This is a genomic window from Frankia casuarinae, from assembly GCF_000013345.1.
GTDB lineage: Bacteria > Actinomycetota > Actinomycetes > Frankiales > Frankiaceae > Frankia > Frankia casuarinae.
Map to the genome: position 1 here is coordinate 745,024 of NC_007777.1, position 18,988 is coordinate 764,011.

Below are 18,988 nucleotides of genomic sequence, written 5' to 3' on the forward strand. Positions count from 1 at the left end.
ACTGGACGGACCGTGGATCTTTTCGAATACCAGGCGAAGAAGCTGTTCGCCGAACATGGCGTACCGGTGCCCACCGGGAAGACCGCGACCACCCCCGAGGAGGCCCGCGCGATCGCCACCGAGCTCGGTGGCAGGGTCGTCGTCAAGGCGCAGGTCAAGACCGGAGGCCGGGGCAAGGCCGGTGGCGTCAAGGTAGCCGACGGGCCGGATGACGCCTTCGCGAAGGCGACAGCGATCCTCGGCATGGACATCAAGGGCCACACGGTCCACTCGGTGCTCGTCGAGGAAGCCAGCAACATCGCCGAGGAGTACTACGCATCCTTCCTGCTGGACCGGGCGAACCGCACCTTCCTCGCCATGGCCTCCCGAGAGGGCGGCATGGAGATCGAGGAGGTGGCGGCGACCAAGCCGGAGGCGCTGGCCCGGATTGCGATCGACCCGCTCAAGGGAGTCGACGCGGCCAAGGCTCGCGAGATCGCGGTCGCGGCGAAGCTGCCCGAGGCGGCTCTGGACGGCGCGAGCGAGCTGCTGGCCAAGCTCTGGACCGTGTTCGTCAAGTCGGACGCCACCCTCGTCGAGGTCAACCCGCTGATCCTCACCGGTGACGGCCGGGTCGTCGCCCTCGACGGCAAGGTCAGCCTGGACGACAACGCCGACTTCCGCCACCCGGAGCACGAGGCGTTCGTCGACGTGGCCGCGGTGGACCCGCTGGAGCAGAAGGCCAAGGAGAAGGGCCTCAACTACGTCAAGCTCGAGGGCGAGGTCGGGATCATCGGAAACGGTGCCGGCCTGGTCATGTCCACCCTCGACGTGGTGACCTACGCCGGGGAGGAATTCGGCGGCAAGCGCCCGGCGAACTTCCTCGACATCGGCGGCGGTGCGTCCGCCGAGGTCATGGCGAACGGTCTGTCGATCATCCTTGGTGACCCGGCGGTCAAGAGCGTCTTCGTCAACATCTTCGGTGGCATCACCTCCTGCGACGCGGTGGCCAACGGCATCGTGCAGGCCCTGAAGATCGTCGGCGACGTCAGCACCCCGCTGGTGGTGCGCCTCGACGGCAACAACGCCGAGGAGGGCCGCCGCATCCTGGCCGAGGCGAACCTGCCGGTGGTCAAGCCGGTCGACACGATGGACGGCGCGGCGAAGCTCGCCGCCGAGCTCGCCGCGGCCGCGGCCTGACCTGGGCGAAGGGGATTGCGAACCGATGGCTATCTGGCTTGACGAGAACAGCCGGGTGGTGGTGCAGGGCATCACCGGCTCGGAGGGCAGCAAGCACACCCGCCGCATGCTCGCCGCGGGCACGAACGTCGTCGCCGGCGTGAACGCGCGCAAGGTGGGCCAGCAGGTCGAGGGCGTGCCGGTGTTCGGCTCCGTCGCCGACGCGATGGCGCAGACCGGCGCCAACGTCTCGGTGATCTTCGTTCCGCCTGCGTTCACCAAGGACGCGGCGATCGAGGCGATCGACGCGGCGATCCCACTCGCGGTGGTCATCACCGAGGGCGTGCCGATCCACGACACGACCGAGTTCTTCGCCTACTCCCGGTCCAAGGCGACGACGCGGATCATCGGGCCGAACTGCCCGGGTATCGCGAGCCCCGGTCTGTCCAATGCCGGCATCATCCCGGCCGACATCACCCCCGGCGGGCGCATCGGCCTGGTCAGCAAGAGCGGCACGCTGACCTACCAGATGATGTACGAGCTGCGGGAGTTCGGCTTCTCCACCTGTGTCGGCATCGGTGGCGACCCGGTCATCGGCACCACGCACATCGATGCGCTCGACGCCTTCCAGGCCGATCCGAACACCGACGCGATCGTGATGATCGGTGAGATCGGCGGTGACGCCGAGGAGCGGGCCGCGGCGCACATCGAGGAGAACGTGACCAAGCCGGTCGTCGGCTACGTGGCCGGCTTCACCGCGCCGGAGGGCAAGACGATGGGCCACGCGGGCGCCATCGTGTCCGGTTCGTCCGGTACCGCGCAGGCCAAGAAGGAAGCCTTGGAGAAGGCCGGCGTCCGGGTTGGCAAGACCCCGTCGGAGACCGCCCGGCTGATGGCTGACATCATGCGGTCGTTGTAGGCCTATCCTGATGCCGAGCCCCCGCGGGACGCGGGGGCTCGGCACCGGGACAGGTAGGGGTCTCGGCCGCGGGGCTTCGGGACGGACGTCTTCCCTTCGCTTCCGACGGCTGCAAGACTCCTGCATCGGTGCATCGACGACTCTCGTCCCCGCACCGACCGACCAGACGAAGTGGGGTTGCCGTCGTGGCACAAATCGGCGGTCGTAGCGTCGCCACCAACGACATCGGGGTGATCGCCTCCGGGGCGGTCACGTTCATCGTGAGCTTCCTGCCGTGGTATTCGGTGAGCCTGGGATTTTTCGGCCGCTCGGCGGAGGCTCACAAGAACGCCTGGGGGCTCGGGTTCAACTCCTGGTTCCCGGTATTCCTGGTGGTCGTGGTCGCCGGTCTGGTGACGGCGCGCGTCGCCGCCAACGTCCGCATCCCGGACGTTGGTCCGGTCTCGATCCTGTGGATACTGCCGGCCGTCTCGGCGTTCGCCGTCCTCCTGCTGTTGATCAGATGGATTCGGTTCCCCGACGTGCCGAGCGGAGTGGATGCCGGGCCGAGTTTCGGGTTCTACCTCGCCTTGCTGCTGACGATCGTGCAGACCGTCTTCGGGGTGCTCACGGCGCTGGCGAGCGGAGCGCCCATTCCCGGCCGGCCAGGTGCCCGTCCCACCGGGCCCGGTCAGCCGGGCGCCTGGCCTCCGTATGGTGGTCAGCCGCCTTACGGCCAGCCCTACGGCCAGCAGCCCACGCCCGGTTACGGTCAGCCGCCCACGGGGTACGGGCCGCCGCCGGGCTATGGGCCGCCCGCTGGCGGGTATGGGCAGCCGGCCCAGCCGGGCGGATACGGCGCGCCGCCCGCTGGCGGGTATGGGCAGCCGGCCCAGCCGGGTGGTTACGGCCAGCCGTCGCAGGGTCATGGTCAGTCGCCCACGGGGTATGGGCAGCCGGCCCAGCCGGGCGGATACGGCGCGCCGCCTGCTGGCGGGTATGGGCAGCCGGCCCAGCCGGGTGGTTACGGCCAGCCGTCGCAGGGTCATGGTCAGTCGCCCACGGGTTATGGCCAGCAGCCGCCTCCGCCGGGGCCGGGTGGTTACGGCCAGCAGGAGTCTCCTCCCGGTCGTTGATCCGATGCCCCGGCGAGTGGTTCATGACGGTCGCTCGGGGGATGTGGCGTGGGGGATGCGGTGGGTCGACCTCTCCGGCCAACCATAACTATTCGTCCTACTTCGGGCATTTCCCGCGCCGACGACGGCGTGTTGTCCGCTGAGCCGCGCATCTGCGTGCGAGCGTCCTAACGTGCCCGCCTCCATGCAGCCGCCCCGACTGCCGCGACGCCTCACCGATCGGATCTGGCAGCGGGGCGGACGGCCTCTGGCGGAGGCGGTCGCCGCGTCGGCCGCGGGCCTGATCTTCATCGAATTCGTCGTTCTGGTTGTGTGGGGAGCCGACACCGGCTCCTCCACCGGACCCGCCGCGGCTCTGCGCGTCGGAGCCGATCTGTGGCTTGCCGCTCACGGAACGACGCTGCGGCTCCCTGACGGGATCATCGCGTTCCGGCCGTTGGGCCTCGCCCTCTTTCCGCTGGCCGCGGCGCTGAGCGCGGCGCATCGGCGGGCGAGCGCGGCACCACTGCAGTCGCATGCCGTGCTCAACCGGATGCCCCTGGGCCGGACGCCCCTGGGCCGGGTGTCGCTGAACCGGGTCTCGCTCGGTCGGATGCCGCTGGGCCGGGTGTCGCGGTTGCGGCCCGCACGGTTCGGCGGAGGGCGCCCCGCCGCTTCGGGGGCGAACCCCGGGGACTCCCGCGGGGGCCGATGCCGGTCGGATGGCGCCCCCGGGGTCCCCTGGCGGGCCGTGGCGGGCGACGTCATCGGCGTCGTGGGCGCCCAGACTCTCTTCGTCGTGGTCGTCGCGGTCATCGTGCGCACGCATTCGGTACGGCCGACCCCCGGTTCCGCGGCGCTGGGGACGGTCGCGTTCGGGATACCGGCCGCCCTGCTCGGCGCGCTGGCCGGTCGCCATCGGCTGCGCACGGCATGGCGGATGCTGCCCGTGATGCTGCGCGTCCCCCTGCTGTCCGGCGCGGCGGCGTTCATGGCGTTGCTGGCGGCCGCCGCGTTCGGGGTCGCGCTGGTGCTCGCGGCGACCGAGCCCGAGGTCGCCGCCGCCGAGCGCTCGCTCGACGTGGGCGCGCTCGGGGGTCTCGGGCTCACGGCGACCCAGCTTGCGCTGCTGCCCAACCTGGTCCTCTGGGGTCTGTCCTACGCCCTTGGACCAGGATTTCGAACGGGTTCGGGTCTGGTCCGGGCGGATGTCGTCCGCCCGGCCGATCTACCGGACCTCCCGGTGCTGGCGGCCCTTCCGCCGAGCGCGTTGCCCAGGCCCGGGTGGCTCGTGCTGGCGCTGGTGCCCGTCGTGGCCGGAGTCGTGCTTGCTGTCATGGTCCATCGGGCGAGCCTGGGACGCCGCTCCCGGGCTCGCCTCCTGACCGTCCTGCTCGGGGCGGTGGTCTGCGGTGCCCTCGTGGGTCTGGCGGTCCAGGTGTCGATGGGACAGGTCGGGACCGTGACGGGTCAGGGCAACCACTATGGTCCCTCGTCCGGATGGCTGTGCGGCCTGATTGCCGGGGGGGAGACCGCGCTTGTCGGACTCCTGTTGATCGGCGGCATCGACCTGGCGGCCCGTCGGGCCGAGCGGCCGTTCGTCGCCGACGACGCGGCGGCGTCCTCCTGGTGGCGCCGGCTGCAGCCATCCGGCTCATGGTCGTCAGCCCGGCTGTCACGACGACACCCCTGACTGGCCTCGCGGCCCCGCTGTCGCGGCCTCGTCGAGGTCTGTGGGTCCGCAGCTTCCCGCCCGGCGTGGATCTTTCCCCGCCCGCTCCCTCCCCGCCCGCCCGGCACCCCGTCGGCATCCGAAAACTGTCCGCGCAGTCGGTTACCGTGACCGCACTGGATCATCTTCACGGAGGTCGTCGTGGCGGTCACGGTCGCCCGTATCCGGGCTGAAGCACTCCGCCTGCGGGAGCTGGGCTGGTCCTATCGCCGCATCGCCCGAAGACTGCAGGCCCGCCATCACCTGAGCGCGCTCGTCGCGTTCCGCCTCGCGCACGGCTGGACGCAGGAGGAGGCCGCACGCCGCTGGAACGAGCGGTGGCCCGGTTCTGGGCCGGCCAAGACCGGTAAGACCTTCTCGTACTGGGAGAGCTGGCCGGCCAAGGGCAGCCGGGCGCCTTCCACGCAGGTCCTGTCACGGCTGGCTGAGCTCTACCTGTGCCGGCCGGGTGATCTGCTGGACGGGCGGGACTACGGCGAACTCGACGAGGGCTTCGAGGGAGGGGCGGGCCCCGCGGCCTCCGTCGGGTGCACCTGCGCAGCAGGCGGCACGGAGGAGGACGGGTGTGCGGGGCTGCGCTCGTTGGCTGACGGGCTGTCGTCTCCGGCGGCCTGCGAGGTCCCGTCCGCCCAGGCCCTCGACGCGTGGCTGGCAAATCTCCTCGCCGGATGGGTTCCGGCGGCATGATCGGCAGTCCCGGGCTCGGGTGGCCGCCTGGCGGGCCGCGCCCGGCGGGCGCCGGTGCGCGCGTTTCCGGTGGGAAGCGGCGGAGCTGGTCGAGTCAGTACAGTCGGACCGGCCATTGTTCCGCCGTCGTCCGCAGGTGGCGGTTGCGCAGCGGGCGGCTCGTCGCGTCGCCTGATTCTGCTTACGGAGTGTGTTTGTGTCTGCTCGTCTCGTCGTACTCGCCTCGGGAGCGGGAACCACCCTGCAGGCGATCCTCGACGCAACCGCGGACCCCGGGTTCGGCGCGGCGGTCGTGGCGGTCGGCACCGACCGCTACGGCACCGGAGCGGAACGGCGGGCCCGGGCCTCGGGGGTCCCGGTGTTCACCGTTCGTCTCGAGGACCACCCGGACCGGGATGCCTTCAACGCCGCGACGGCCGGGCGGATCGCCGAATTCGCGCCCGATCTGTTGGTCCTGGCGGGTTACATGAAGATTCTCAGTGCCCGGGTGATCGGCCGGTTCCGGACGATCAACACCCACCCGTCGCTGCTGCCTGCCTTTCCGGGAGCCACCGCGGTGCGTGACGCGTTGGCCGCCGGGGTGAAGGTCAGCGGGGTGACGGTGCACTGGGTCGACGAAGGCGTCGACACCGGTCCGATCATCGCTCAGCGGGCGGTGCCGGTTGAGCCAGGCGATACCGAGCAGACACTTCATGCACGGATCCAGAGCGTCGAGCGAGGACTGTTCGTCGCGACGATCGGCGGGATCGTGCGGGCCGGGAGCGGCGACTCGACCCCGGCCGGACATCGGCGGGGCGAGCATGGGTCTCCCGCATCGGCAGAAGTTTGGGTACAGGAGGAATCATGACGTCATCGGGCGAAGGTGTGGCCGGCGAGGGCGGGGCTGTCCGCGGATCCGAACCCGGCGAAGTGGTCCCCACCGGGCGGCGGCCGCTGCGACGGGCGCTTGTCAGCGTCTACGACAAGAGCGGGCTCGACGTCCTCGCGGAGGCGTTCCTTGCGGCCGACGTCGAGGTGGTCTCGACCGGTTCGACCGCCGACGTCCTGGCCCGTCACGGGCTGGCGGTCACACCGGTGAGCACCGTGACCGGATTTCCGGAGGTGCTGGGCGGTCGCGTCAAGACGCTGCACCCCCACGTGCACGCCGGTCTGTTGGCCGATCTGCGTAACGCCGAGCACGCCGCGGTGTTGGCCGAACTCGACATCGCTCCGTTCGACCTGGTCGTCGTCAATCTGTACCCGTTCGCCGCGACAGTCGCCGCCGGTGCGAGCGAGGACGAGGCGATCGAGCAGATCGACATCGGCGGTCCGGCCATGATCCGCGCGGCGGCGAAGAACCATGCGTCGGTCGCCGTTGTCGTCGCACCCGGCGACTACGCCGAGCTGGCCGCCGCAGTCCGCGGATCCGGATATGATCTTCCCGCTCGCCGCCGGCTCGCCGCGAAGGCGTTCGCCCACACCGCGGCGTACGACATCGCCGTGTCCTCGTGGTTCGCCGGCGTCGTCGCGCCGGACGAGGTGGCGCGGGAGAGCGGATGGCCCGACGTGCTGTCCGCGCAGTGGCACCGTACGGAGGTCCTGCGTTACGGCGAGAACCCCCATCAGCGCGCCGCGCTCTACGTGGAGAGCGACGCCGAGGGTCGGCCCGGCCTCGCCTCGGCCCGTCAGCTGCACGGCAAGCAGATGTCCTACAACAACTACACCGACACCGACGCCGCCCGCCGAGCGGTGTTCGACTTCACCGAGCCCGCCGTGGCCGTGATCAAGCACGCCAACCCCTGCGGCATCGCGATCGGCGCCACCATCGCCGAGGCCCACCGCAAGGCGCATGCCTGCGACCCGGTCTCCGCCTTCGGCGGGGTGATCGCGACCAACCGTCCGGTCTCGGGCGAGCTCGCCGAACAGATCGCGGAGATCTTCACCGAGGTCGTCGTCGCACCGGCCTACGAACCCGCCGCGGTGGAGATCCTCTCTCGTAAGCCGTCGATCCGGCTGCTGGAGTGCCCACCGCCGCCGCACCAGCGCGGGATCGAACTGCGCCAGATCAGCGGAGGCCTGCTCCTGCAGTCGCGGGACGCCGTCGATGCGCCGGGCGACGAGCCGTCCGGATGGACGCTGGAGGCGGGATCGCCTGCGGACGAGGCCCTGCTGGCCGAGTTGCGGTTCGCCTGGCGGGCGGTGCGCTCCGTGAAGTCGAACGCCATCCTCCTCGCGTCCGGCGGTGCCACCGTCGGAGTCGGGATGGGCCAGGTGAACCGGGTGGACGCTGCCCGGCTCGCGGTGACCCGGGCAGGGGACCGGGCGAAGGGGGCTGTCGCCGCGAGCGACGCCTATTTCCCGTTCCCCGACGGTTTCGAGGTGCTCGCCGAGGCGGGGGTGCGGGCCGTGGTCGAACCGGGCGGGTCGGTGCGCGACGAGCTCGTCATCACGGCTGCCCGGGAGGCCGGCGTCACGCTCTACTTCAGCGGTGTCCGCCACTTCGCGCACTGACAGCGGGCCACCCAGGCCGGTGGCACCGGCGTGTGTTCCGCCAGCCATCGGCCGAAGCCTTTGTCGAGGAGGTCGTCGGCGGCCCCGGCACGCATGTCTTCACCGGCGCATGTCTTCACCGGAATCGGCGGCCCCATCGCAGATGCCCGTCCGTACGCCGATACTCCAGTTCGATCGAAGGAGTCGGCTCCACGGCGTCGCCGATGATCCCGGTCCCGGTCCCGGTGCTCGCCACGACGCCGGGTGCCCCCGGCCCGTCGGCGCGCGTGTCCGGTGGGGCACTGGGCAGGCGTCCGGGATGCCGGTCGACCTCCGGTAGATGATCGCTGTCAGATCGATGATCGGCCTGGGACAGCGATAATCTGGCCGCGCCGGGCCGGCCTCCCGTCCACCCGTCCGCTCCGGATGGCCATGGCGGATCGGACGACTGCTGATCGGTGCCCGGTCGTCTGTCCCCGGACGTTCTGTCCCGACCCGCCGGCAGGCTGGCCTCGGTCGATGTTCCGACCGGCTCTGGTGGCTCTGGTGGTTCGTCCGTGGCGCCGCCCAACGGCGCCGTGCGCCGTTCGGTGCCCTCACTTCACGAGGCGGCGTTCGCCTCCGCGGCCGCCGAGCCCCGGCGCCCGCTGGCGCTGCCGTTGGACGTCGTTGCCGTTGGGCTGGCCGCCGCCGCGAGCACACCGCCGGGCTGGTCGCCGTTCGGCACATAGCGCTGGGCTACCCAGTCCAGGGCGTCGCGCCAGCTCGCGCCGTAGAGCACCGAGATCCGATCCGCCGTCTGCCTCGCCAGCGCCTGGACGAACACCCGGTCGTCGCTGTCCAGGTGTCGGGCGTCCCCGAAGGTCTCCCAGGCCCGGAACATCAGTTCCTGCAGCTTCTTGCTGTGTGGTGATTCGTCTGTCACGTCACGCTCCATCCCACTTGGGCACTGCGGCCGGAAGTCTGCCCTAAGCCTGCATGATGCCTATAGGTGGGGGTGCTGCATATTGTGCGCGTGATGTGCTCGGATGGGGTAATCGTATCCTTTGTCGCTGGCATGTGATATAGGGCTGTCATCCCCGCTTCGGCAGGTCGTGGCATCGGGCAGATCACCGTCGTGGAGGATCCGCCGCCCGACGGGCCGGCCGTTCACCCGGGCCACCCCTGCGTGGCCTCGGCGTGGCCCCGCCGTGCTCCCTGCGCCCGTGGGCGCCGATGCCGCAGGCGGCCTACCGTGTGTCCGTAAGGACCGATGCCCTGGTTGGATTGGTGTTCGATGCATCCTGCACTTGGGTGGAAGTCGTCGCCGATGACGGCGGGGACGCCACCATGTCCCGTACGGGACCACTGTCCAGCAGGAGATCTCGACCGCTGCCGGAGGCGAGGGTGACCGACGCGGTGCGCCGCTCCGGCCCGGCTCGACCCGGGGATGATCCAGGCCGCCCCGGGCCGGGGGGGCGGCACCGATCCGGCGGATATTCCGGCGGATATGAGGCGCCCGATCCCCGGGCGGAACGGGCAGAGCTGCCGCCGCGCCGCGCTGGGGCGGAAGCGGACCGGCGGCGTCCGTCGTGGCCGGGCACCGCCCGCGTTGACGTCTTCCGTCCGAGCGAGGATCGTGACGAGCGCCTTCCTGCCGAGTATCGCGGGTTGCGCCGGTTCGACCGTCCCGTTCCGCCGACGCCGGCCCCGCCGGCCGCCCCGGGTCAGCCCGGATCGTCCCCACCGGAGCGGGTCGCGGGCGACGGCATCCCATCGCACGACCCGTGGCGTTCGGTGTCCTCCCCGCTGGTCGGCCTCGGGGAGCACCGGAAGCCGGCGGTCGGTGCGGAGCCTGGGCCACCCGTGGCAGGGACCATCTCCGGATCCCGGAGAACACCGGTCCCAGCTGCCTCCCCGCCGCCACTCGTCACGCCCGGCGCACCCGCCGGGCCCGGGCCTGCCGAGCCCGGCAGGCGTGGCGACGGGGGCGGGATCGGCGGCTGGCTACGGCAGGAGGCCACCTTCGCGTTGGTGCTCGCCGGGGTCACCGTCGGGCTGATGCTGGTCTTCCAGGACAGATGGCGCCGAGGAATGGTGGTCGTCGGCGTGGTCCTGGTGATGGCCGCTTTGGCCCGTCTGGTGCTGCCGGCACGGCGGATCGGCCTGCTGGCGGTGCGAGGACGGGCCTTCGATGTGAGTATTCTCCTCCTGTTTGGAGTATCTGTGATAATCCTCACATTCGCCGTTCCCTACGTCGGCCCGTGACGGCTTGTCCACCGCACTCGGCCCGTGGCCGTCGCGGGTCTTGCCGGGGTGGGTCGGGCGCGGCCCGTGACGGGTTAGCGCAGGCCGGTCATGGTGCGCCGCATCGCCAGACGGGTCAGGGAACTCGTCGGGATGGTGCCGCGGCCCAGCCCGATCTCGACGAGCATGTCGTACAGCTCGGTACGGGTGCGGGCGGCCCGGACCGCCGCGTCCATCAGGGTGCGGCGCCGCCCGGCGAGACCGGCGAGCAGAGCCGTGTGCCGCAGATGCCGTCCCAGCTCCGCGTCGAGAGCGCGTCGGTAGACCCGGCCCGCGGCGGCCGGGTGCGCCGCGCGGACGGCGGCATGCCCGGCCAGCGACCCCGACAGCACCGCGTAGTAGATGCCCTCCCCGGTCAGGGGGTTGATCAGGGAGGCCGCATCCCCGGCGAGCAGCACGGGACCGTTCGGCTGCCGGGGGCGATGGGTCGACAGCGGCAGATGATGGGCCCGCAGCGTGGCCGGGTGCGCCGGTGTCTCGGGCAGCATGCGGGCGAGCGTGCGACGCAGGACGGTCTTGGCACTCGTTCCGTCCGTCCCGCCGGCCAGCCGGGACCGCAGCATCCCGTAGCCGATGTTCGCACGGCCGTCGCCGATCGGGAACGACCAGGCGTAGGCTGGCCAACCCTCGTCGGTCATGTGGATGAACTGTTCGGGGGGGCCGTCGCCGAAGGCGACCTCGGTATAGGCCCGCACGGCGATCGCCATTGCCCCGGGGGGGTTACCCGGCAGCCCTAGCCCGCGGCGTACCGCGGAGTTTGCGCCGTCCGCGCCGATGACGACCCGCGCCGTGAGCGAGCCGTTGACCACGACGACCGGCTCCCGTCCCCGACCGTCCAGGCGCGGCCGGTCGGTAAACTCCAGGGACCGCACGCGCCGCCGGATCAGCTGAGCTCCACGTGCCTGGGCGGCGGCCACGAGACGGGCGTCGAAGACCTCCCTGGGTACCACGTAGTTGGCTCGGGCTGAGGGAGTGGCCACCTCGGCGCCCCCTGGGGTGCGCAGGCGCATGCGGTCCACCGGCCGGTACCCGGCGACCGCATCGGTCACGCCGAGATCACGCAGGACGTCCAGGCCGTGTGGGGCGATGCCGTCACCGCAGGTCTTGTCCCGGGGGAACTCGGCGGCGTCGGCGATGACGACGTGTGCGTCCGGGCGTTCCCGCAGGGCGCCCAGAGCCGCCGCGCTGCCGGCCGGGCCGCCCCCGACGACAAGGACGTCAATCGTACGGGAGAGCAGGTCGGCAGCCTCGTCCACGCGCACGATCGGGGTGGCGACGGTGATCGTGTCAGCATCCTTGACCGGCCCTGCCGTCACGTATCGTGGTCCCGCGGTTCCCGCGTTGTCACGTCTCTCCGCCCGTTCCCGCGGACCTGGGCCGTCTCCCGGGGCCACGCCGTCCCCCGGGGCCACGCCGTCCCCCGGGGCCACGCCGGATCCTCGGGTATCCGTGGGGGGGTTCTCTCCGAGGTGCTCGTCACGCGGGGCGGGCGGGCCGGACGGGGATGTGGGGGTCTGCACGCCCGCCAGTCTCGCAGCCGGCTGCCCCCCGGGGGGACGCATGCCCCGCCTTGCCGGGCCCGCGGGGTGGAACCGGGTGCCTGGGTCGTCGGGACCGGCGGGAAAACCTCGTACAGTGCGGAACGTGGACGCTCTTGGACAGGTGGCGGCGTGGCCGGTCGAGACCGTCGCGGTCGTGGTGATGGGTCGGGAGGACGAGGCGGTCGGACCGGGTGCGGGGTCCGGGTGGCCGGGCGCAGCGGTGACCCCGCGGGTCCGGGAGGTGGCGCGGACCGGACCACTCGATCATCTCTTCCGGCTGGCCTCGGTGTCGAAGCTGCTCAGCGCCTATGCGGTCCTGATCGCCGTGGAGGAGGGCGCGATCGGGCTCGACGATCCCGCCGGACCCCCCAGGTCCACCGTGGCTCATCTGCTCGCCCACACCTCCGGGCTCGCGTTCTCGGGGACCCGCGTATTGGCCCCCCCGGGTACCCGTCGCATCTACTCCAACACCGGGTTCGAGCGACTGGGGGAGGCGCTGGAGAAGGCGACCAGCATCGCCTTCGCCGACTACCTCGCCCAGGCGGTCTTCGAGCCCCTCGGGATGCACGATGCCCGGCTGACGGGATCCCCGGCCTCCGGCGTGACGGCGACGCTTGCCGACATGCGACGCTTTGCTGCCGAGCTCCTCGCCCCGACGCTGATCACCTCCGCGACGTTCGCCACGGCCATCTCGGTCGCCTTTCCCGGACTTGCCGGCGTGCTGCCGGGTTTCGGCCAGCAGACCCCCAACGACTGGGGACTCGGCTTCGAGATCCGCGGCGACAAGCACCCGCACTGGACGGGCAGCTCCAACGCGCCGTCGACCTTCGGCCACTTCGGGCAGAGCGGGACCTTCCTGTGGGTGGATCCCGTCGCCCGCCTCGCATGTGTGACTCTTTGTGATCGTGATTTTGGCGAGTGGGCCCAGCGAGTCTGGCCACCGCTGGCGGACGCGATCCTGGCGCAGGCCCCCTCGTGGTCCGCAAACCGCTTGGCGTGACGTGCGAGAAAGGGCGGGTGCGGCGCAGCCGTCGGTGAGCATTTCCGGTCGGATGCCGGTTTTTCCCGAGGGTATTGTCAGCTTTTGGTCATGATCTGGAATCCGCATCCCCTTCCCATGGTCCGCGCGGGACGGCCGTGGCTCATGGGCCATGATGTCGGCATGCTTCCTCGGCGAGACCGATCCCGACGGCCGGTTCTTCACCCGGCGCAGGCAGGCATGTGGATACGCAGAGTAGCGATCGTCACTGCTTTCGTCGGGGAGCCGGTCCCGCATGACTGAGGGGGTGAACGGTCATACCGTCCAGGTTGTCCCGGCCGTTGATCCCGGTGAATCGGTCGATCCGCTCGGTTCCGCGGCTCGGGTGGACATCGGGGTGGCGATCGGCATCCCCGAGCCGTACCGCACAGAGCTTCAGGACTGGCGGGAGCGACTCGGCGACCCGAACGCAGCCCTCATCGTCCCGCACGTCACCCTGCTGGGTCCGACCTCCGTCGGGTTCGTGGAGCTGCCCATGATCGAGCGCCACCTCGCGCAGACGGCGCGGACGAACTCCCCGTTCACCATCCGCCTGCGGGGATCCGGCACGTTCCGGCCGTTGTCCCCGGTCGTGTTCGTCGCCCTCGCCATGGGTATTCTCCGGTGCGAGAAACTGGCGGCGGTGGTACGGTCCGGTCCTCTCGACCGGCCGCTCAGCTTCGCCTACCATCCGCACGTCACCGTCGCGCACGATCTTGCCGAGGACGCGTTAGATCGCGCCTTTGATGCGCTCGCCGAATATCAGGCGCAGTTCGAGGTCAACGGATTCGGGCTGTACGAAAGAGGCGCCGACCTGCGCTGGCGGCAACTACGCTTCTTCCCGTTCGGTCGCCCTGAGCGTGGGCCGGAACCGGTGGGCGGCGGGGGGCGACGCGCCACACTCGGATCTCGGGAGTGAGCGCACGTCGTCGGGGGACAGTAACGAATGTGACGGGACCTCGTCAGGCGGTACGGGCCGGTGTCGGGACGGTTTCCGGTACCGCTGTGGCGGTACGCCGGAAACGTCCGTTTCTCGATCACCTCGTCCGGGCATATTCCCGCTACACAGCCGATGGCGGTGATCGTCTCGCGGCGTCGGCGACCTACTTCGCGTTCCTGTCATTCTTCCCGCTGATCGCGCTGGCCTTCGCGGTCACCGGCTTCGTCGTAGACGCGTACCCCGATGTGCAGGAGAGCCTGACCCGGCAGATCAACGACTATCTTCCGGGCCTGGCGGACAAGCTCGACGTCGCCTCGATTGGCAACGCCAAGGTCGGTGTGGGCATTATCGGTCTTGCCGGCCTCCTGCTCGCCGGACTCGCGTGGATCGACGCGCTGCGGGACGCCATCCGTCTCGTATGGCACCAGGACATCGATGTCGGCAACATCATCACCCGGCGGCTGCGGGATGTCACGGTGCTCGCGGGACTGGGGCTGACTCTGTTGGCCTCACTCGTCGTGACCAGCCTCTCGACCTCGGCCACCGGGTCATTCCTGAGCTGGATCGGATTGTCCGGCAGCACCGCCGCGGCCTGGGTGACCGGCCTACTGGCCCTGCTTGTCGCCCTCGCGATCGACACCGCGGTTTTCCTCTATCTGTTCTGGCGGCTGCCGCAGCAGACCGACCGGGTGCGGACGGTCCGGGGTGCGGTGCTCGGCGCCGTCGGAGTCGAGATCCTCAAGATCGTCGGCACCTGGCTAGTCGGGCAAACCATGAGCAATCCGGTGTACGGTACGTTCGCGGTGATCGTCGGGTTGCTCATCTGGATCAATATTGTCATGCGATGGACGCTGTTCGTCGCGGCCTGGACCGTGACGGCGCCCTACAACTCCGACGTCTTCCCCTCCGGTTCGGCAGCCCGGCATACCGTCTCCGAGGCGGCCGACCGCGCGGCGGCGGGGAGCGCGGGCGCGGCAGGCGCGGGATCCACGGGGCCGGAGTCCTACCGGTCGAGCGGCTCGCCGAACCCGGAGGCCTCCCGCCGCCTGGTGCCCGGCTCCCAGAACGGCTCGACGCCGCTCGCGCCTGCTTCATCCGACCCGTCGTCGGCGAAGCCATCCTCGGCCGGACCGGTGCGGGTGGCGTCGGAGAGCAACCCGCGTGGCACGGTGCCCCTCCCCGCCCGGGTACGGGCATTTCTGCGCCGCCGCATACCCTCGGGGACATCCAGCAGATCGGACTGATCAGGTCCGGCAGCCGGCCTCAGCGTTACGGACACGTGTCCGTAACGCGGTGCGGGCGGCCGACCCGACGGGCGCTCGACGTCCCGGAGGCCCGCCGCCGCGTGCCGCCGCCGGCGCTGGCGTCGGCGTACCCGGGCGGCCCGATGGGTGAGTGCGGTGAGCAGGCATGCTACGACGGTGCAGCCGATCGCGATCCAGGTTATCGGGCCGATGTCGCTGCCAGGATCGCCCGCGCGGGCGACTCCGTGCCGCGAGGAGGAAGAGGAGGATGTTGCCGTGCCGGCGGTCGGCGCGACCCCTGGACCCGCCGGGCTGATGGAGGGCCGGTCTCCCGCGGGCCCGCTCGACGCCGCCGCCGTCGCCCCGGGGTTCGCGAGATACCCGACCGGGGTGACCGTGTCGGCGTGCGCGAAGCCCCAGTCGAGCAGCGCGCGCGCGTCCTTGCCGTAGGCGGGAGCCGTCCGCAGCAGGGCGACGATGAGGGTGTGGCCGCCGCGGGTGGCCGCGCCGACGAACGTCGCGCCGGCCGCGATGGTGTAGCCGTTCTTCACCCCGATAGTCCCCTCGTAGGAACGCAGCAGGGCGTTGTGGTTCTGGATCTCGAAGCGGGTGCTCCCCCGGCCGGCGAGCGAGGCGCGCGGGATCGTCAGGTAGCCGCGCACCGTCGGGTTGTCCAACGCCGCCCGACCGAGCACGGCTAGGTCGTGCACACTGGTGACCTGGCCGGGACTGTCCAGTCCGGTCGGGTCACCGGCGACGGTGTCCGTTGCGCCGAGTGACCTGGCTAGAGCGTTCATCCGCTGCAGCACGGCGGGAGTTCCCCCGCTCGCCTGGACCAGGGCCATGGTCGCGTCGTTTCCGCTGGAGATCAGCATGGCGGTCGCCAGGTCACGGACGGTGTATCCGACCCCCGGCACGAGACCGACCTTCGTGCCGTCCACCCGAGGGGCGTTCTCGTCGACCGTCACGACCCGGTCCGGCGGCAGGCCGGGCAGCACGGTCAGCGCGGTCAGGATTTTCATCGTGCTGGCCGGGAGATCCTGGGCGTGTGGGCGGTAGGCGGCGAGGATGGCGCCGCTTCCCGCGTCCGCGACAAGCCACTCGGCGGCCGTGAGACCGGCCGGGGGAGCGGAGTCGGAAGCGGCGGTGGGTGCCGGTGCGGCGAGCGGGACGGTGGGCGGGACCGCGGGTGGGGCGCTGGCCGCAGCCGGCGGCCCGAGGCCGGCCGCGGGGGACGCGGCGGTACCCAGGCCGCTCGTGGGACCGGGAGTGGGTGCGGGGACGGCCGCGGTCGCTGGAACGATCTTCAGGAACGGGGTGAGGATTGCTCCGAGGACCGCCACGGCCACCAGCGCCCGCCCGAGGCTTCCGCGGAGGCGACGCGGGTCATGCCGGGGCGGACAGGGGACACGCACCTGCCGAACGCTACTGGGTTGACCCGTTCCGCAGAAGGGTGGTTACGACCCGTGTCGCGAGTGGACGTTTCCTGGGTAGGAATCCACTGGTTGCGGCTTTCCCAATGAATGCCAGGAGGAGCCCGTATGGGCAGAGAGACTATGGTGCCCGTGCGTTGTAACTCCTCTGTTCTTGAGGTGCGTCGTCGCGCCGGCCTCCCGGGTGGGGTCGTCGAGCGTGGTCTTCGGGGTGGGACCGGTGGCGATGGTCGGCGTCGTTTTCCTGTCGGGACCGCCGTTTTCGCGGTTCCCGGTGCGGGTGGCATACCCGGCGTCCGTGGAGTGAGGGGGGATGCCGGTCGTGCTCACACCCGTGGTGTTCCTGCGCTTGTGGTGCTTGGGCCGCCGGGGGCGTTCCGGGTTCCCGATGTTCGGCTTGCCCGTGGCGGGTGGGCCCTCGGTCTCGGGGTCGCTCGTTTCCCGGGGGGCACCACCGGGGGTGGGCGTCGGCCCGCCGTGCCGTGACGGCGATCGTGCGGCGGTCGGCTCCCGTTCATCCGACGCCGTCTGGGGCGGAACGCGAACCGCGTCCCGCACCAGACTCTCGATGTCGCCGCGAAGAGATTCGAGTTGGCCGGCCAGCTCGCCGCGCATGTACTGCCGGGTCGCCGCATCGCTCTGGGCAAGCCGGAGCGCGGCGATCTCACGCGCGAGAAACTCGGTGTCTTCCCGCATACGTACAGCGACCGCCCGATCCTCGGCCAGCGAGGCACGGTCACGGTCGTCCTGTCGGTTCTGGGCGAGCAGGATCAACGGTGCCGCGTAGGCGGCCTGGGTCGAGAAGGCCAGGTTCAGCAGGATGAAAGGGTAGGGATCCCACCGCAGCAGCGGTAGCGCGATGTTCAAGGCTATCCAGACGATCACGATACAGGTCTGAATGGCGAGGTAGCGCCCGGTTCCCAGGAAACGGGCGATGGCCTCCGCGAAGCGACTGACCGATTCCCGGTCCATGCCCCGGGGGATCAGTGTGACCCGGCCGGAGGCGGGCAGGTCGAGACGCTCGGTGCAGGCACGACGACGTCCCGCGGTCCGCGATGTTGAGATGCTCATGGAAGGTCCCCCTCCGCGCGCCCCAGCCACTGCCGGACAGCTGCGAGCGCGCATTCCTCGAGCAGGCCGCGGGCGGCATCGCCACGGCGACCTCTGGTCGATACGACTTCGATCGACCGCACCTGCTTGTGCACTGCTCGCGGCCCACGCGACTGCCGACCCGGACGGATCAGGGAAGCGCGGCCGGGACAGGATGGCTCCGTGCTACCGGCATGAACCGGTCGGGCCGGGAGAGCGGTGACCGTCGTCTCCGAGGCGGAGACGACGTCGCCGACGGCACGGCCGCACCGGACAGGAGGGCCGTGCGTCCGAACAGGCCGGACTTCCGAACAGTGCCCCGGGCGTCGTCTACCCGGGTTCCGTGGACGCGGGCCGGGCGCGACGGTGCGCGCTCATCGGCCCGGGATTCAGTGCTGGCTGACGTCCACGAGCAGGAAGCGGCCTTTACTGGAGCACCCGCCAGGACTCACAGCGGCCACCTCCTCGTGTTGGTCCTCCGTAGAGGATTTTTCGGGGGCTTGTCAAGGATAACCGCCGGAGCTGTTCCCCAACCCACCGGGGCACCCGTGATACCGGTCGCGGTGACGTCACCCGAAGCGGGGACTGTCAGCGGGCGGCGGGGGCCGGGCGGGATACAGCGGCAGCAGCATCGGAACGAAGACCTTGACGGTCGGATCGTCGGTGACGGGTTTCGGCCCGCCCAGGACGAGGAATCCGTGGCGGGCGTAGAGGCGCCGCGCCGGACGGTTCCCGGGGACCACCCAGAGCTTCACCGCCTCCGCGCCCGCCTGGCGGGCCCAGTCGATCGCGGTGGCCAGGAGGGTGTCGGCGGCTCCGGTGCCCCGCGCCTCGGGAGCGACCCACATGGCGCCGAGTTCCCGTAACCAGGGACGGCCCACCGGGGTGAAGCCCTGCACCATCCCGGCGGCCTCGCCAGCCACGGCGACGATGGCCACCAGATCGGCGGACGAGTAGGCCCCGGCGCGGGCGCGGGCGTCCCACTCCTCGGCGGGCAGCGCGCTCGCCTCGGCCAGGGTCTGCCAGAACGCCGAAGGAGCATCGGTGAGCGCGGCAAGACGCAGCCTTCGCAACAGCATTCCTTCGTCTGGTCCGATCCGGCGCCCCCGGATGTCGTCGGCCCCCACCACCGCTCCCTCCCTCCCGCCGTCTGGCCCGCCGACCTGGCCCGCCGACCTGGCCCGCCTTGCGGATCCCTTGCGCATCCTCCGTGTCAGTGCCGCCCGTGACCAGACCGTCGGCCGGGAGAGGTCGGTGTTGTGCGGGACAGGCCGGTGTTGCGCGTAATCGGTCCGGCCTTTACCGCAAAGTGCTCCCGGGCAGCGAGGGAAGCGCGGATACTGATCAAAGCGGCGGGACGGCGGAGGAGTCGCGCGAG

General features: G+C 71.0%; 15 protein-coding genes and 1 pseudogene. 11 read left to right on the forward strand and 5 right to left on the reverse strand.

The features are described from left to right. Nucleotides 1-12 precede the first annotated feature (12 nt). The 7 genes from sucC to purH all read left to right on the forward strand — a co-directional run bounded on the left by sucC (nt 13) and on the right by purH (nt 8,080). Entirely contained in the window at nt 13-1,179 is a 1,167-nt protein-coding gene (gene sucC, locus FRANCCI3_RS03270) for an ADP-forming succinate--CoA ligase subunit beta (protein ID WP_011435104.1), read from the forward strand. A 25-nt stretch (nt 1,180-1,204) separates the two neighbouring features. Then, nucleotides 1,205-2,077 (forward strand): succinate--CoA ligase subunit alpha, encoded by an 873-nt coding sequence (gene sucD / locus FRANCCI3_RS03275; protein WP_011435105.1) that lies wholly within the window; start codon nt 1,205-1,207, stop codon nt 2,075-2,077. 185 nt (nt 2,078-2,262) lie between these two features. Beyond that, a complete protein-coding gene (locus FRANCCI3_RS03280; RefSeq protein ID WP_011435106.1) occupies nt 2,263-3,192 on the forward strand; it encodes a hypothetical protein in 930 nt (309 codons plus the stop codon). Nucleotides 3,193-3,376: 184 nt separating this feature from the next. Further along, nucleotides 3,377-4,864 (forward strand): cell division protein PerM, encoded by a 1,488-nt coding sequence (locus FRANCCI3_RS03285; RefSeq protein WP_011435107.1) that lies wholly within the window; start codon nt 3,377-3,379, stop codon nt 4,862-4,864. A 180-nt stretch (nt 4,865-5,044) separates the two neighbouring features. After that, the gene (locus FRANCCI3_RS03290) at nt 5,045-5,590 is read left to right on the forward strand and encodes a helix-turn-helix domain-containing protein (RefSeq protein WP_011435108.1); all 546 of its coding nucleotides are present in this window, start codon (nt 5,045-5,047) and stop codon (nt 5,588-5,590) included. 196 nt (nt 5,591-5,786) lie between these two features. Continuing rightward, nucleotides 5,787-6,437 (forward strand): phosphoribosylglycinamide formyltransferase, encoded by a 651-nt coding sequence (purN, locus tag FRANCCI3_RS03295; protein WP_011435109.1) that lies wholly within the window; start codon nt 5,787-5,789, stop codon nt 6,435-6,437. Then, a complete protein-coding gene (gene purH, locus FRANCCI3_RS03300) occupies nt 6,434-8,080 on the forward strand; it encodes a bifunctional phosphoribosylaminoimidazolecarboxamide formyltransferase/IMP cyclohydrolase (protein ID WP_011435110.1) in 1,647 nt (548 codons plus the stop codon). Before purN ends, purH begins: the two co-directional genes overlap by 4 nt. Nucleotides 8,081-8,660: 580 nt before the next feature. Here the strand turns inward: purH and FRANCCI3_RS03305 are convergent. Continuing rightward, nucleotides 8,661-8,984 carry a hypothetical protein gene (locus tag FRANCCI3_RS03305; RefSeq protein WP_011435111.1) on the reverse strand — a complete coding sequence of 108 codons (324 nt, stop codon included), beginning with the start codon at nt 8,982-8,984 and terminating at the stop codon, nt 8,661-8,663. Nucleotides 8,985-9,445: 461 nt separating this feature from the next. On the opposite strand from FRANCCI3_RS03305, the gene FRANCCI3_RS25235 reads away from it, so the two are divergent. Beyond that, nucleotides 9,446-10,306 (forward strand): DUF3017 domain-containing protein, encoded by an 861-nt coding sequence (locus FRANCCI3_RS25235; protein ID WP_235462776.1) that lies wholly within the window; start codon nt 9,446-9,448, stop codon nt 10,304-10,306. Nucleotides 10,307-10,380: 74 nt separating this feature from the next. Here FRANCCI3_RS25235 and FRANCCI3_RS03315 read toward each other — a convergent pair whose 3' ends face one another. Continuing rightward, complete coding sequence (locus tag FRANCCI3_RS03315) at nt 10,381-11,610, reverse strand: NAD(P)/FAD-dependent oxidoreductase (protein ID WP_373420614.1); 1,230 nt, start codon at nt 11,608-11,610, stop codon at nt 10,381-10,383. Between the two features lie 379 nt (nt 11,611-11,989). On the opposite strand from FRANCCI3_RS03315, the gene FRANCCI3_RS03320 reads away from it, so the two are divergent. From FRANCCI3_RS03320 to FRANCCI3_RS03330, 3 genes are all read left to right on the forward strand, one after another. Further along, entirely contained in the window at nt 11,990-12,886 is an 897-nt protein-coding gene (locus tag FRANCCI3_RS03320) for a serine hydrolase domain-containing protein (RefSeq protein ID WP_035729730.1), read from the forward strand. A 274-nt stretch (nt 12,887-13,160) separates the two neighbouring features. Further along, nucleotides 13,161-13,823, forward strand: coding sequence for a 2'-5' RNA ligase family protein (locus tag FRANCCI3_RS03325; protein ID WP_011435115.1), 663 nt, complete (start codon nt 13,161-13,163; stop codon nt 13,821-13,823). A 29-nt stretch (nt 13,824-13,852) separates the two neighbouring features. Beyond that, nucleotides 13,853-15,088 carry a YihY/virulence factor BrkB family protein gene (locus FRANCCI3_RS03330; protein ID WP_011435116.1) on the forward strand — a complete coding sequence of 412 codons (1,236 nt, stop codon included), beginning with the start codon at nt 13,853-13,855 and terminating at the stop codon, nt 15,086-15,088. A gap of 476 nt (nt 15,089-15,564) precedes the next feature. On the opposite strand, the pseudogene FRANCCI3_RS24010 reads toward FRANCCI3_RS03330, so the two are convergent. The 3 genes and pseudogenes from FRANCCI3_RS24010 to FRANCCI3_RS03350 all read right to left on the reverse strand — a co-directional run. Next, nucleotides 15,565-16,503: pseudogene (locus FRANCCI3_RS24010) on the reverse strand (D-alanyl-D-alanine carboxypeptidase family protein); the annotation flags it as partial. Between the two features lie 42 nt (nt 16,504-16,545). Then, nucleotides 16,546-17,592, reverse strand: coding sequence for a DUF1003 domain-containing protein (locus FRANCCI3_RS25880; protein ID WP_011435118.1), 1,047 nt, complete (start codon nt 17,590-17,592; stop codon nt 16,546-16,548). Between the two features lie 587 nt (nt 17,593-18,179). Next, entirely contained in the window at nt 18,180-18,737 is a 558-nt protein-coding gene (locus tag FRANCCI3_RS03350; protein WP_235462778.1) for a GNAT family N-acetyltransferase, read from the reverse strand. Nucleotides 18,738-18,988 lie beyond the last annotated feature (251 nt).